The sequence below is a fragment of the Actinomadura soli genome (assembly GCF_005889715.1).
In the GTDB taxonomy this organism is placed as follows: Bacteria; Actinomycetota; Actinomycetes; order Streptosporangiales; family Streptosporangiaceae; genus Spirillospora; species Spirillospora soli.
In genome coordinates, this window is the sequence record NZ_VCKW01000232.1 from 1 (window position 1) to 13,270 (window position 13,270).

Annotated in this window: 14 protein-coding genes; 8 read left to right on the forward strand and 6 right to left on the reverse strand. The window is 70.0% G+C overall.

Features of this window, described 5'->3' with window-relative positions:
* Positions 1 to 192 precede the first annotated feature (192 nt).
* Positions 193 to 1,839 carry a HEAT repeat domain-containing protein gene (locus ETD83_RS32180; protein ID WP_138648975.1) on the reverse strand — a complete coding sequence of 549 codons (1,647 nt, stop codon included), beginning with the start codon at positions 1,837 to 1,839 and terminating at the stop codon, positions 193 to 195.
* A gap of 162 nt (positions 1,840 to 2,001) precedes the next feature.
* Here ETD83_RS32180 and ETD83_RS32185 point away from each other — a divergent pair, with 162 nt between their 5' ends.
* From ETD83_RS32185 to ETD83_RS32200, 4 genes are all read left to right on the forward strand, one after another.
* Complete coding sequence (locus ETD83_RS32185; protein WP_138648976.1) at positions 2,002 to 2,463, forward strand: nuclear transport factor 2 family protein; 462 nt, start codon at positions 2,002 to 2,004, stop codon at positions 2,461 to 2,463.
* 126 nt (positions 2,464 to 2,589) lie between these two features.
* Positions 2,590 to 3,843 (forward strand): hypothetical protein, encoded by a 1,254-nt coding sequence (locus ETD83_RS32190; RefSeq protein ID WP_230421331.1) that lies wholly within the window; start codon positions 2,590 to 2,592, stop codon positions 3,841 to 3,843.
* A complete protein-coding gene (locus tag ETD83_RS32195) occupies positions 3,843 to 4,628 on the forward strand; it encodes an SDR family oxidoreductase (RefSeq protein WP_138648977.1) in 786 nt (261 codons plus the stop codon). The genes ETD83_RS32190 and ETD83_RS32195 overlap by 1 nt, the downstream gene beginning before the upstream one ends.
* Before the next feature lie 78 nt (positions 4,629 to 4,706).
* Positions 4,707 to 5,846, forward strand: coding sequence for a sulfotransferase family protein (locus ETD83_RS32200; RefSeq protein WP_329603006.1), 1,140 nt, complete (start codon positions 4,707 to 4,709; stop codon positions 5,844 to 5,846).
* On the opposite strand, the gene ETD83_RS32205 is transcribed toward ETD83_RS32200, so the two are convergent.
* Positions 5,843 to 6,370: an SRPBCC family protein gene (locus ETD83_RS32205; RefSeq protein ID WP_171064557.1), complete on the reverse strand. Its 528-nt coding sequence runs from the start codon at positions 6,368 to 6,370 to the stop codon at positions 5,843 to 5,845. The genes ETD83_RS32200 and ETD83_RS32205 overlap by 4 nt on opposite strands.
* A 286-nt stretch (positions 6,371 to 6,656) precedes the next feature.
* On the opposite strand from ETD83_RS32205, the gene ETD83_RS32210 reads away from it, so the two are divergent.
* Positions 6,657 to 7,439, forward strand: coding sequence for a class I SAM-dependent methyltransferase (locus tag ETD83_RS32210; RefSeq protein ID WP_138648980.1), 783 nt, complete (start codon positions 6,657 to 6,659; stop codon positions 7,437 to 7,439).
* Positions 7,440 to 7,466: 27 nt separating this feature from the next.
* On the opposite strand, the gene ETD83_RS32215 is transcribed toward ETD83_RS32210, so the two are convergent.
* The 3 genes from ETD83_RS32215 to ETD83_RS32225 form a co-directional block, all read right to left on the reverse strand.
* Positions 7,467 to 7,835, reverse strand: a complete 369-nt coding sequence (locus ETD83_RS32215; protein WP_138648981.1) for an MmcQ/YjbR family DNA-binding protein — start codon at positions 7,833 to 7,835, stop codon at positions 7,467 to 7,469.
* Positions 7,836 to 7,929: 94 nt separating this feature from the next.
* Positions 7,930 to 8,520: a VOC family protein gene (locus ETD83_RS32220; protein ID WP_205718004.1), complete on the reverse strand. Its 591-nt coding sequence runs from the start codon at positions 8,518 to 8,520 to the stop codon at positions 7,930 to 7,932.
* Between the two features lie 115 nt (positions 8,521 to 8,635).
* A complete protein-coding gene (locus ETD83_RS32225; RefSeq protein ID WP_138648982.1) occupies positions 8,636 to 9,514 on the reverse strand; it encodes a PhzF family phenazine biosynthesis protein in 879 nt (292 codons plus the stop codon).
* Between the two features lie 165 nt (positions 9,515 to 9,679).
* Between ETD83_RS32225 and ETD83_RS32230 the strand changes: the two genes are divergently transcribed.
* Positions 9,680 to 9,988, forward strand: coding sequence for a hypothetical protein (locus ETD83_RS32230; protein WP_138648983.1), 309 nt, complete (start codon positions 9,680 to 9,682; stop codon positions 9,986 to 9,988).
* 151 nt (positions 9,989 to 10,139) lie between these two features.
* Positions 10,140 to 10,595: a MoaF C-terminal domain-containing protein gene (locus tag ETD83_RS32235; protein WP_138648984.1), complete on the forward strand. Its 456-nt coding sequence runs from the start codon at positions 10,140 to 10,142 to the stop codon at positions 10,593 to 10,595.
* A gap of 56 nt (positions 10,596 to 10,651) precedes the next feature.
* Here the strand turns inward: ETD83_RS32235 and ETD83_RS42970 are convergent, their stop codons facing one another.
* Entirely contained in the window at positions 10,652 to 10,819 is a 168-nt protein-coding gene (locus ETD83_RS42970; protein ID WP_171064556.1) for a hypothetical protein, read from the reverse strand.
* Positions 10,820 to 11,560: 741 nt separating this feature from the next.
* Between ETD83_RS42970 and ETD83_RS32240 the strand changes: the two genes are divergently transcribed.
* Positions 11,561 to 13,270 (forward strand): SpvB/TcaC N-terminal domain-containing protein (locus ETD83_RS32240; protein WP_171064558.1); only part of this gene is annotated, 1,710 nt, incomplete at its 3' end.

Consider the following 13,270-nt stretch of genomic DNA (forward strand, 5'->3'; position numbering starts at 1 on the left):
CCATTCCACAATTCCCCCCGAAATCCGCATATTCCGGTCCTAAGTGACCAGCCCCGACTGTCCCGCTCCGGCGCGGCACGTTAACTCGGGCACTAGGTCGTGGGCAAATGGTGGTGTGGTGGTGGGAGCCGGTGCGAGAGTGCGTGCGGTAACTGCTTTGCCGGTGGCGCCTGGTGGGTCAGCTCGGGGTGGTTAGGGAGCTGACCGGTCGGTTGGGGGCTCTCGGCTGATGTTGCGGTGGGCGATTCGGGCCAGGGCTGTGGTGGCTGCGGCCTGGTAGGTGCGGTCGGTGGTGATTCTGTCCGTGCTGGGGCCGGCCGCCTGTACGCGTGGGCGTTCGGTTTCTTCGTCGTTTAGGGCTGAGCGGAGTGTCCCTTGGAGGTAGCGGAGGGGTTCCTCGGCGTCGCCGGTTATTTGCCATAGTGCCCAGGCGGCGTTCTGGCTCGTCTGTGGGCCGTGTTTGCGTCCTAGAAAGCGGCGCAGGAAGGGGACGGCCTCCGCGGCGGCGGGGCCTAGGGCGGCCAGGGCTTGCGCGGTGGCGGGGACGGCCTTGCGGCGTTCCAGGAGGGCGATCATTTCGGGGAGCAGCGGCAGTGCTCGGTCGTCCCATGTGGCCAGTGCTTTCATGACGCTTGTCAGGTGATTGCCGGCGAAGCCTGTGCCTTTCTTTGGGGCGGCTAGGAATTCTCGTATGGGGGCGAGGAGTGTGTTGGCGTGCTCCTTCATGCCGGCGAGCGCGGCGGACGGGTGGAACGACAAGCGCGGCTCCGCCAGGTCGGCGGCCAACGCTTGGACGCATCGGGCATCGCCTGCCCGGGCCAGGGCCTCCAGGGCGCTGCCCGCGATCAGGTCGTCGGCGTCGTTGAGGAGGGGGAGGAGGGAGTCAGTGACGAGGGCGATGTCCGGGCCGCCCTGCTTGATCTCCCAGACGGCGTCCTTGGTGAAGTCGGACGCGAGCAGGTCGGCGAGTGGGGGGAGCAGCTCAGCCGGGGCCGCGCGCCAGGTGCGCATGACCTCGCCCGCGCGATGGACGGCCGACGTGGTCGGCACGGCGAGTGCGTCCCGGGCCACCTGGATCTGCGGGGCGGGGTGATCGCCGATCGCGGCGATCAGGAAGCCGGTGCGGCCGCCGTCCAGGACCCATAGTTGGTCGTCGAGCGCCGAGTCGGGCGCCTGGATCTCTTCGGTGATGGCGTCGAGCAGGTCATCGTCGGTGTCGCACCAGAGTGCCGCCACTGCGGCGGCGGCTCGTACCTCGCGCCGGGGGTCGGCCGTCTGTTCCCTGAGCCAGGTCAGCGGCTGGTCGACGCGGTCGGCGCAGAGGTCGCCGACGGCGAGGATCATGCTTGCGGCGGCGCCGGCGTCCTCTTCGGTGCCTGCCGCCTCCTGAAGGCGCGGCACTAGGTCGGGGTCGTGGGCGGGGAAGTCGGCTAGGACAGATGGCGCCGCCGCCCGTACGGATGGGTCGGCGTCCTTCAGCAGGGTCAGCAATGTTGGGATGCCGGATTCCACCGCGGCGCGGGCCGCTCGTGCCCATTCCAGGACGGTCGCGAGGGGTGGGTCGTCGTATTCGGCTTCGTCGTGCTCTTCCAGGTCCCAGACCGCGGTGGCGATGTCCGAGATGAGCCCGAGAATGCGCGGGCGATGGTGGGTGGTCGGAACCGAGACCAGCTCGTACAGGGCGGTGACGGCGGGGACCGTCGCCGGGTAGACCCAGCCCTGGTGGTAGATCGTGCCGGACAGGTCGTGCAGGGCTCGTTCGACCATCGCTGGATCGTCTGAGGTGACCTTCTCCAGCATTTCGGGGACCGTCGTTGCGGTGCCGTAGGCGTGGGTCATGGTGGACGGAGCGCGTCCCTCCGGACGATGTGATTTGGGCGCTCGCCATTGTGCTCTACGCGTGTTGGCGGGTTTCCGGAGCCTCGGACGACGAACGCGGCCGGATGACGAGATTAGAACCTGTTCTTCTCTTATGGGGCGGGGGCCAGCAGGCTGGGGTGCATGGACCTGGTAGCGCTGGAAGAGATCCGCCGGCTGAAGTACCGGTACCTGCGGTGCGTCGACCTGAAGTTGTGGGACGAGTTCACCGAGGTGTTCACCGAAGACGCCGTCGCCGAGTACGACACCCCGCTGCTCGGCAAGACCCTCAGGCTGGAGGGACGTGACGCGATCATCGGCTACATGCGGGCGAACCTCGGTGCGGACAAGATCTCCACGCACACGGCGGGCTGCCCGGAGATCGATGTGGACGGCGAGCGGGCGACCGGCATCTGGTCTCTGGACGACACGATCATCATTCCGGAGCATCGCCTGCTCATCCGGGGTGCCGCGTTCTACCATGACGCGTACCGGCGGGGCCCGGACGGTCAATGGCGGGTCGAGCGGACGGGGCACCGGCGGACCTACGAGTACACGATCTCCCTGGACGACGCCCCCAGCCTGAAATTCACCACCTCCCATTGACCGGGACAGCGCCATTGACTCCATATAGAACGGGTTCTAGCGTCTCGGTTCCGATGCCGTCCGCTGCGTCCCGTTTGTGAGTTCCGATGTGGTGCGCTGTCCCGTTCGTGATCCCAGGAGTGTCCGGTGGCCATCGACCCAGCCGCAGGTGAGAGCGACCACATCGACCGGTCCGGCCACATCGGCAGTCGTGCCGCCGGCTCGGTCACGCGGTCGTTCGCCGAAGCGGTCGTCGAGGCGGAGCGGATCATCCGTGGCGCGCCGCACGTCACGTCCGATCAGGACCTGGCGGAGGGGCTCGACTACCTGGCGGGCAGCATCAAGGCGTCGCTGCACATGGTGGGCGCCTACCAGCACGAACACCCGTACTTCGCGTCGTCCACCGGGCCGTACGCCAAGCTGGGGCTCGACAATCCCGACACTTTGTACTTCCACGCCTACCTGCGGGACGACGCCGAGTACGTGGTCACCGGGCGGCGCGGTACGACCGCCGATCTGAGCTTTCAGATCATGAACGGCGACTACTCGCCCACCCGGTCGCCCGACAGCCTCACCGCCTTCGACGACCGCGACGTCGACATCGCGGAGGACGGGACGTTCCAGCTCCGCTTCGGCCCACCGGACCGGACCCCGGACCCTGGGCATGTCCCGCTGCCCCCGGGCTCGGCGATGCTGATCGTCCGCGAGGTGTTCAGCGACTGGGAGGACGAGCGGCCGGGGAAGATCCGGATCCATCGCGCCGACACGCTCGGCACGTCGCCGCCGCCCGTACCGTCCGACCGGATGGCCAGACGGTACGAGGTCGCGGGCAGGATGCTGCTGGCCAGGCTGCGGACCTTCCTGGCCTTTCCCGAGTGGCACTACCTGAAGTTGCCCGTCAACACGCTGACCGAGCCGCGTCCCACGCCGGGCGGGCTGGCCACGCAGTTCTCGTCCGTCGGCCACTACGACCTGGACGACGACGAGGTCCTGGTGATCACCGCTCCGGCCGTCGACCGCGACGTGGCGCCCTACCAGGGATTCCAGCTCGGCAGCATGTGGTACATCTCGCTCGACTACATCAACCACCAGACGAGCCTCACCGCCGACCAGGCCCGCGTGGACGCGGACGGCATGATCCGCTACGTGGTCAGCGAGCGCGACCCGGGCCTCGCCAACTGGATCGAACGCACCGGACATCGGCGCGGCTACCTGCAGTTCCGCTGGCAGCGCCTCGACCGCGACCTCACCCCCGCCGACGGCCCGTCCGCCGAGGTGATGCCGTTCGACGAGCTGCCGCGCCGGCTTCCGTACTACGACCGGCAGCGCGTCACCGGACATGAGTGGACGCAACGGATCGCGGCCCGCCAGGTCGCCGTCGCCCGCCGGATGCTCGGCTGATGTCCGCCCCGCTGCTGGCCGGGAAGGTCGTTGTCATCTCCGGGGTTGGGCCGGGTCTGGGGCGTGGGCTGGCGATTCAGTGCGCCAAGGCGGGGGCGGACGTCGTCCTTGCCGCGCGTAGTGAGAGCCGGCTCGCCGGCGTCGCGAAGGAGGTCGAAGACCTCGGGCGCCGGGCCGTCACCGTTCCCACCGACATCACCGACCCGGCGGCCTGTGAGCGCCTGGCGGACACGGTCCGCGACACCTTCGGGCGCGCGGACGGCCTGGTCAACAACGCGTTCGCGCCGCCGCCGCTGACCGACCTCACGACGGTCGACCTCGACGCGGTCCGCGCCGGATTCGAGACGAACGTGCTGGCCGCGCTGCGCCTGACCCGCCTGTTCGTCCCCGTCCTGGAAGAGGCCCGCGGCTCCGTCGTCATGATCAACTCGGCGGTGCTGCGGCACTCGCGGCGGACGTTCGGCGCGTACAAGATGGCCAAGGCGGCGCTGCTCGCGATGACGCAGACCCTGTCGACGGAGCTGGGGCCGCGCGGTGTCCGGGTCAACACGATCGCGCCGGGATACATCTGGGCCGACAACCTGAAGTGGTATTTCGAGCACCTCGCCAAGAAGCGGGGCGTCCCGGCGCAGCAGGTGTACGACGAGAGCGCCGCGACCACCGACCTGCGCAGGCTGCCCGAACCGGACGAGGTCGCCGACGCCGTGGTGTTCATGCTGTCGCCGCTGGCCCGCGCGGTCACCGGCCAGTGCCTGGACGTCAACTCCGGTGAATGGCACCACTGAGCAGCACCCCCAGCAACGGCGTCCCCTAGCAGCGGCCCCCATACCCGGAAGGCATCGATGACCTCAGGACGCGACAGCGTGGGCACGGTCGAGGATCTCCATGCCTCGGCCACCAAGATCACCGGCCTGGACGACTTCGGCGACGACGCGTACCTGGCCGGGCTGGACGTCCTGCTGGAGTCCTATGCCGCGGACGCCGGTCTGACGCCGCTCGGCAACAAGGCGCAGCGGGCGATGCTGCGCGGCGCCCTGGTCGCCCGGCAGTTCTCCGAGGCGGCGTGGCGGCGGCATCCGGGGCACGCCGGCGTCGCCGTCGAACGTCCGATCTTCGTCACCGGGCTGCCGCGCACCGGCACGACGGCGCTGCACCGGCTGCTCACCGCCGACCCCGCCCACCAGGGCCTCGACCTCTGGCTGGCCGAGGTGCCGAAGCCGCGGCCACCGCGCGAGACCTGGGCGGACGACCCGGTCTTCCAGGCGATCGACGCCGGATACCGCCGGCATCACGTCCAGAACCCCGAGTTCATGGGCGTCCACTACATCTCGGCGGACACGGTCGAGGAGTGCTGGCAGCTTCTCCGGCAGAGCATGCAGTCGATCTCCTTCGAGTGCCTGGCGCACGTCCCGGCGTACTCGTCCTGGCTCGCCGGACGGGACTGGACGCCCGCCTACCGCAGGCATCGCCGCAACCTGCAGCTCATCGGCCTGAACGACCCGGAACGGCGCTGGGTGCTGAAGAACCCCAGCCACCTGTTCGCGCTCGACGCGCTGCTGGAGGTCTACCCGGACGCGCTGATCGTCCAGACGCACCGGGCGCCGCGCACCGCGATGGCGTCCATGTGCAGCCTCGCCGCGCACGCCACCGAGGGCTGGTCGGACGTGTTCACCGGCGCGACGATCGGCCGTGACCAGCTCGACCTGTGGAGCCGCGGCCTCGACCGGTTCCGGAGCGAACGGGCCCGGCATGATCCGGCGCGGTTCGTGGACGTCCGCTATGACGACTTCGTCCGCGACCCGATCGGGACGGTGGAGGGCGTCTACCACCGTTTCGGGCTGCCGTTCAGTGGCGCCGCCCGAACGGCGATGACGGACCTGCACCACGAAAGCGCCTCCGGGGCCGCCCTACCGGCGCACCGGTACGCGTTGGAAGATTTCGGCCTGACCCCCGAACAGGTCGACGCCCGCTTCGCCGACTACGCCGCCGACCTGCGCCTCTAGCCCGTCACGGTTGGCCGTCTGTCTGGGGGCCGGGTGGTTCGGGGGCTGGACGTTGGGGCGGCGAGTTCGGCCAGGTGGTGCAGCGAATTGATGAGGTGTTCGGGGCCGAACGGCGGAAACGTGAGGTACTCGCGGATGGACTGCGGCACCGCCGACCAGTCGTAGGTGAGCGTGACCTCGGCCTTGGACGGGCCGAGCGGCGTGAGGTCGTACCGCCAGAACCAGCCGCCGAACTCCAGGCGGCCGTCGGCGTCCTCCGTCCCCGTCAACCAGCCGATGGCGTGCGGCGGGTCGAGCACGTGGACCTTGTTGGCCGTCCGGTAGCCGCCGTTGGGATGGTTCGGGTGGTACATGTCCATCCGGAATATCTGCCCCACCTCGGTGAGCGGCGCCTGGTCGGCGGATTCCTGAACCCAGCCGGTGCCGTCGATCGAGGCGTGGGTCGTCGGGTCCGCCAGCACGGCGAACACTCTCGCGGCGGGCACGGGGAAAACCAGGGTGGCGCTCACGTTCTCCTCGGCCATGGTGCGCACGCTCCTCGTGATCTCATCTCGGGCTTCCCGCGGACGCGGAAGGGGACGTTGTCACTATGCAGACGATCCGCTGAGGCGAAACTCATCGCACGCGCCGGCGCGGACGGCGCACGTGCCGCGCGGACGCGGCGCGCGGACGGCGGGCGTGGCGCGTGGGCTCGGCTTATTGGCTGGTGAGCGGGGTAGGGCCCCGTCAACCGGGGCCCTCTGGTCGAGGAGCCGGACATGGAGCGGGCGGCGAACCGGCCCGCGGAGTGCGCGACAGGGGACGAGACCGATGGCCGAACCGCTCCCGCCGACACGCAGAAATCGCGCGAGCCTGACGTACAAGGTGCGTTACGCGGCACAGAACCCGGACCGGATCAAGTCGTACCTGGCGAGGGTGGCCAGGGACCTCAGATTCCGGCTTTCCAGCCGCGACCACGTCGCCTACTACAGGGCCGTGATGAAATCCGACACGGCCAAGAACCCGGAGGCCGCGGTCGGGAGCCGCAGCCACGGACGCTGGCTCGCGCTCGGCCAGATGCAGTTCGACTACCTGCGGAAACACGGGCTCAAGCCCGACGACCGGATGCTGGAGATCGGCTGCGGCAACCTGCGGGCCGGATGGCGCTTCATCGACTACCTCGACCCCGGGAACTACTACGGCATCGACATCTCGCCGGACATTCTGCTCGCCGCGCAGAACACACTCGTCCGCCAGGAGCTGCGTGAGAAGCTTCCGCACCTGACGCTGGTCAACGACCTGAAGCTGCGGTTCCTGCCGTCCGGGCACTTCTCCGTCGTGCACGCGCACAGCGTGTTCAGCCACTCGCCTCTCGACGTGATCGACGAATGCCTCGCCCACGTCGGCCGCGTCCTCGCACCCGACGGCTTCTTCGATTTCACCTTCGACCGCACCGAGGGGACCGAGCATCACGTCCTCCGGGAGGATTTCTACTACCGCACCGAAACGCTGATCTCCCTCGCCGAGCGGCACGGTTTCGCCGCCCGTTTCATGGACGACTGGGAGGAACTCCCGCACGGCCAATCCAAAATCCGCGTCACCCACCCCGCATAGGAATGGACGGACCGCACGCCCGCCCGGCTACGGCTGATCGGGTGCGGCGGCGGGCGGCGGTGGCTGCCGCAGGGTTCCGGCCAGGCGTTTCGGCGCCGACAGCCGCCAGCCCTCGGCGACGAGTTCGGCCAGCTCGACAGGGTCGACCATCGCGAGCCTGATCTCGACCCAGGCGAAACGTCCGCCCGCCCAGGACGGCGAATAGACCTCCGGAGCTTCGGCGACGAGGGCTTCCTGCTCTTCGCGCGTGGCCTTGAGCATGATGGTCTCGTGGGCCTCGTTGAGGTAGCAGAAGCCCTTTCCGCGCACGCGGAACCCGGTCAGCTCCGGATGTCCGTCGTTCTGGGCCACCTCCGGCAGCCCGAGGACGACGTCCAAGAACTCCTCGACAGTCACCTCATCAGGTGTACCAGCGGGCTCCGACAGTTCCAGCCGTCGTGCTCGTCCACGCTGACCGCAGATCTGGCCGTGGCCTGCGCCAGCGCGCGGGTCAGGGCAGGGCCGTCCAGAACTGCCAGTGATGGCCCTCCGGGTCGGCGGCCAGGTAGCGGCGGTGGCCGTGCGCGTTCTCCGGCTCAGTGATGATCTTGGCGCCGTGCTCGCGGGCGTGTTCGTGATGCGCGTCGACGTCATCGACCATCACGTACAGGCTCTGCGTCGACGCGCCGCCCAGCGCCGCGGGCGTGGTCGAGCCGCCCGCCTCGGACGGGCCGATGGCCATGATGACCCCCTCGCCCAGGTACAGCTCGGCGTGCTCGATCCGTCCGTCCGGCGCGACGTACCGTGTCCGCTCGGTCAGGCCGAACACGCGCACCAGCCAGTCCAGGCTGCCGGCGTCCGCGTAGTACACCATGGGCGTGATCTGCGGATAGTCCCCGGTCTCCCTGGCGGCGGTGAGGGTCTCGACCGGCACCTCCAGCGCGGCGGCCAGGGACGCCACCGTCTCGGCCGACATCGACCCGTCCTCCGCACGCTGGACGGTACGGATCGCCACACCGGCCGTCTCGGCCAGTTGCTCCTGGGTGAGCGCCCGCCGCACCCGCAACCGGCGAACCCGCGCCCCTGCCGACCTCTGCTGCACCGCGACCTCCTGTGTCCGTACGGCTCCGTCCAACCAGGTCAACCACGGTCCCAGCACTCACCCCGGTACACCACGCCCGCAGGACGACACTTTCCCGCCACCCGGCTGCGCCGTCCTATCGTCCGGTGTCCTGGCCGGGGATCGGGACGGCGGCGCCCGAGACGCGGACGCGGGGATCGCCGTCGCGGAGCTCGACCGTGAGGAGTCCGGGGCGGCCCATGTCCTCACCCTGGTGGAGCGTGAGCGTGGCGGCGGAGGCGACTTCGCCGAGCTCCCGGAGGTACGCGCCGAAGGCGGCCGCCGCGGCGCCGGTGGCGGGGTCCTCCACCACGCCGCCGACCGGGAACGGGTCGCGGGCGTGGAAGACCTGCCGCGATGCGCGCCACACCAGCTGGACGGTGGTCAGATCGTGCCGGTGCATGTACGCGGCGAGGCGGTGGAAGTCGTAGTCCAGATCGGCCAGGCGTTCGCGGGTGGCGGCCGCCAGGACAAGGTGGCGGGCCCCCGCGTAGGCAACGCGGGGCGGAAGGGCGGGGTCGAGGTCGTCCTTGCCCCAGTGCAGGACGTCCAGGGCCTCGTCGAGGTCGGCCGCCTCTTCCAGGTACGGTTCCACGCTGGTCAGGGTCGCGTGGAGGACGCTGCCGACCTCCGTGACCTCGACGGGGACGGTGCCGTTCATGGTGGCGAAGGTGAGAGCCCCCGGGCCGATCCTTTCCGCCAGGGCGACCGCGGTGGCGACGGTGGCGTGGCCGCAGAACGGGACCTCGGCTTTGGGACTGAAATAGCGGAGGGTGAATGCCCGGCCCGGCTCGCCCAGCCCGTCCGGCGGCGCGGTGAGGAACGCGGTCTCCGAATAGCCCAGGTCCGCGGCGATCGCGAGCATGGCGGCGTCGTCCAGTCCGGAGGCGTCCAGGACGACCCCGGCCGGGTTCCCTCCGGCGGGGTCGGTCGCGAAGGCGGTGTAGTGCAGCACGTCGCTGGTCGGGTGGGTCATCCCGCCATCGAACACCAGGAACCGACCGGCAGGTCAAGCCCATCGGACGTGCGCGGTTCCTTCGATGACCAGGCCGGGGCCGAGAGCCGGTCGGATCGACATCCGCGGGGCCGTCTCGGACGAATGGTGAGTGAGCAACCGGCTCACGCACCTCAAGGAGCACCTGTGAAGTTCTTCTCGCGCAAAGCCGCCGCAGCCTCGGTTGTCGCCCTGGGCGCGCTGGCGGTCGTCCCCGCGATGGCGGGGCCCGCCTCGGCCACCCCGTCGCAGTGCAGCGTCGGCCACAACCTCAGCCTTGCCACCAGCTCCTGCCTCGGCGGCACTGGAGAGCATCGGATCGTCTGCTTCTACACCCACCACATCCCGGGCGTGGGGACCATCATCGGCTACGGGCCATGGAAGCCGGTCGGTGAGACGTCCAGCACCTACTGCCCCCAGGACAGGGTCACCAACACCTTCGTCGAGGTCCGCTGACCCACCCTGGCCGGCCAACCTCCGGTGGTCGTCGGCGGGTCTCGCGGTGCACCGGTGGAGGTTGGGCTGGACGGCCGCATGGCGCACTTGGGCCCTGCGCCATGCGGCCGGTGGGGTGGATTGTTTGGTAGCAAACGATATGGTCGCCTGCATGACGCTCGACATGCGCTTCTTCCCCGTGCCAGGCACCCATGCCGTCAGCACCGACCTCGTGGGCGTGCGCGCCAACTTCCACTACGGATCCGGCAACGTCCTGGAACAGCACTACGCGGACGAGTCGACCATGGTGTGGACCGGCGTGTCCGGCGACTTCACCGGTGTGCGGCAGACGGAGCCGACGCTGCGCGTCTTCAAGCTCGCGCCGGGGCAGTACTTCATCACCTGGTACGAGGCCGGGACGGTCGCCACGGCCGCGCACGGCGAGGTCTTCGACCAGGGCTACCCGATCGCCGTGGTCGCGGACTTCCAGCGGCTGGTGGCGACGGCCGCCTACACCAACCCCCGCGAGGACGGGGGCCAGTACTTCCTCGTCGACCAGGCCACGATCGAGATCCTCGAAGACCCGCGGGGGATCATCGGCTCGATCGCCCGGGAGGCGTCCCGCTAGCGTCGGGAGGCGTCCCGCTGGCGTTCGAGGCGTCCCGCTGGGGGCTGCGTGCCCGCTTAGCGTCCTTCGGCGCCCAGTTGGCGTAGGAGGGAGCGGTTGTCGGTGCGCACCCACTCCTCGACGCCGGCCTGGTCGCGGCCGGGCTGGGAATCACGGTCATCCCCGTCCAGGCCCTGCCCGCCCTGCCCGCGGGGCTGCGCGCCGTGGCCGTCGCCGACGGCCACTGGACCGGCCGCGCGACCGTCGCCGTGACCTCGCCCCGCCCGTCCGCCCGGGCGCAGGTGATGATGACGGCTCTGCAAGATCAAGCCGCCCGCCTCCGCGACGCCTGAACGCCCGGCTCGACGCGCTCTACTCGCTCGCAGCGGTATTCGTCCGGTCGCGGATCAAAGGTCATTTGCCGGACGGCGACGATGTGCGCGCATTTTCTGCCATGTTCTCGGACGGTCGTGGCAGCGGTTTTTGCATCGTCCAATGCAAATGCACTCGCAACGGGTGGGCGGACGCTGGAGATCATGTTCCGGGTGCCGCAAGTTGTGTTCATTGTGGTCGATTTTTCGATGCGAGTGAACCGCGGCCTGACGTCGGATTTCTCCGGATGTGTCGGCATATGAGTGGAGGGATTTGTGTGGTTCCTCCTCTTTGTTCTTCTCGATCTTCATTGTCGAATGGCCATATTCGGACGCCGTCATTTCGAGCGAAGGAGGCGACAACTTACAAGGTCTCTGCTTAGCTGTTTCGCGGATGGTCAAAGGCTGCTTGGTCGAAAGATCGAAATTGGTGTGCGCCGTCACGGTGGGCGAATTAGGCCGCGGTGCGGCGCCCTGTCCACGGGGGCGGCGATGATGCCATGGCAGACAAGTCCGAACGGAGCCGAGCCGGGCGGGTCCGGCGCGGACGGGTTCGGTGCCCCTGCCGCCGCGCCGGCTGAGGCGTCCGGCCGGCCCGGTCCGCCACCCGCCCCGGTGATCTCCAAGCCGAAGGGCGGCGGGGCGATCCGCGACATCGGCGAGACCTTCGCCGCCAACCCCGCCAACGGGACCGGCACCCTGACGGTGCCGGTCCCGGTGAGCCCCGGGCGCAGGGGGTTCGCCCCGTCGATGGCGCTCGTCTACGACTCGGGGACGGGCGGCGGCGTCTTCGGGCTCGGCTGGAACCTCGACGTCCCCGCGATCACCCGGCGGACCGACCGGGGCGTCCCCCGCTACCGCGACGCCGGCCCGCCCGCCGACGAGGACACCTTCCAGCTTCTCGGCGGCGACGACCTGGTCCCGGTCGGCGGCACGCGGCGGGAGAGCCGCGCGGGCCGCCGCTACGCCGTCCGCCGCTACCGGCCTCGGAACGACTCCGCGTTCTCCCGGATCGAACGCTGGACGACCGAGACGACCGAGAGGGACGGCACGAGCGGTACCGGCGGGGACGTGCACTGGCGGGTCACCAGCCGCGACAACGTCACCACCTTCTACGGCGGCACGGCACGCGAGCGGATCGCCGATCCGTCCGACCCCTCCCGCGTCTTCACCTGGCTGGCCTGCGTGAGCGTCGACGGCCATGGCAACGCGATCCGCTACGAGTACAAGGCGGAGGACGCGGCGGGCGTCGACATGACCGCGCCGCACGAGCACGGCCGCGACCCCGCCGCCCGGACCGCCGCCCGCCACCTGAAGCGCGTCCGGTACGGCAACGTCAAGCCGCTGTCCTTTGACGACGCCGCCACATCGCTCGACGAAGCGCCTCCCACGGCCTGGATGTTCGAGCTCCTCCTCGACTACGGGGAGCACAGCGACGGCGGCGCGGAGGAACGCCCGTGGACGTGCCGGTCCGACCCGTTCTCGTCCTACCGTTCCGGGTTCGAGATCCGCACGTACCGGCTGTGCCGCCGCATCCTGCTGCTGCACCACTTCCCGGACGAGCCCGGAACCGGCGCCGACTGCCTCGTCCAGTCGCTGGACCTCGCCTACACCGTGCAGCGGCCGTCCGGGCTGGCCGCCCTCGCGTCGGTGACCCAGCGCGGTTTCCGCCGCGCGGACGACGGGTCGCGGGTGTCGCGCGCCATGCCCCCGGTGGAGTTCACGTACGCGCCCGCGGAGTTCGGCCACGAGGTGCGCCGCCTGGACGACGCGTCCGCCGAGAACCTGCCCGCGGGTCTCACCTCTCCCGCCTACCGCTTCACCGACCTCGACGGCGAGGGGCTGCCGGGCATCCTCACCGAGCAGGCCGGGGCCTTGTTCTACAAGGCCAACCTCGCCTCCGGCCGGTTCGGCCCGATGCGCGCCGTCGGGACGCGGCCCGTGCCGTCCGGGCTGACCGGCGGGCGGCGCGAACTCCTCGACCTCGACGGCGACGGCAGCCTCGACCTGGTCGCGCTCGACGGACCGTCCTCCAGCCCCCACCCACCGCCATTCAACGGACGAGCTCCGCTCGACGGGTCGATCGCGGGGTTCAGCGAGCGCGCGGACGGCACCTGGACGGAGTGGCGGCCGTTCGGCTCGCGCCCCGTCCTGGACTGGCAGGACGCGAGGACCCGCCTGGTGGACCTCAGCGGCGACGGCCTCGCCGACGTCCTCGTCCTCGGCGACGACGACCTCACCTGGTACAGGTCGCTGGGCGAGGACGGTTTCGGCGAGGCCGCCCGCACCACCCCGCCCCCCGGGCCCTGTCTCTTATACCCATCT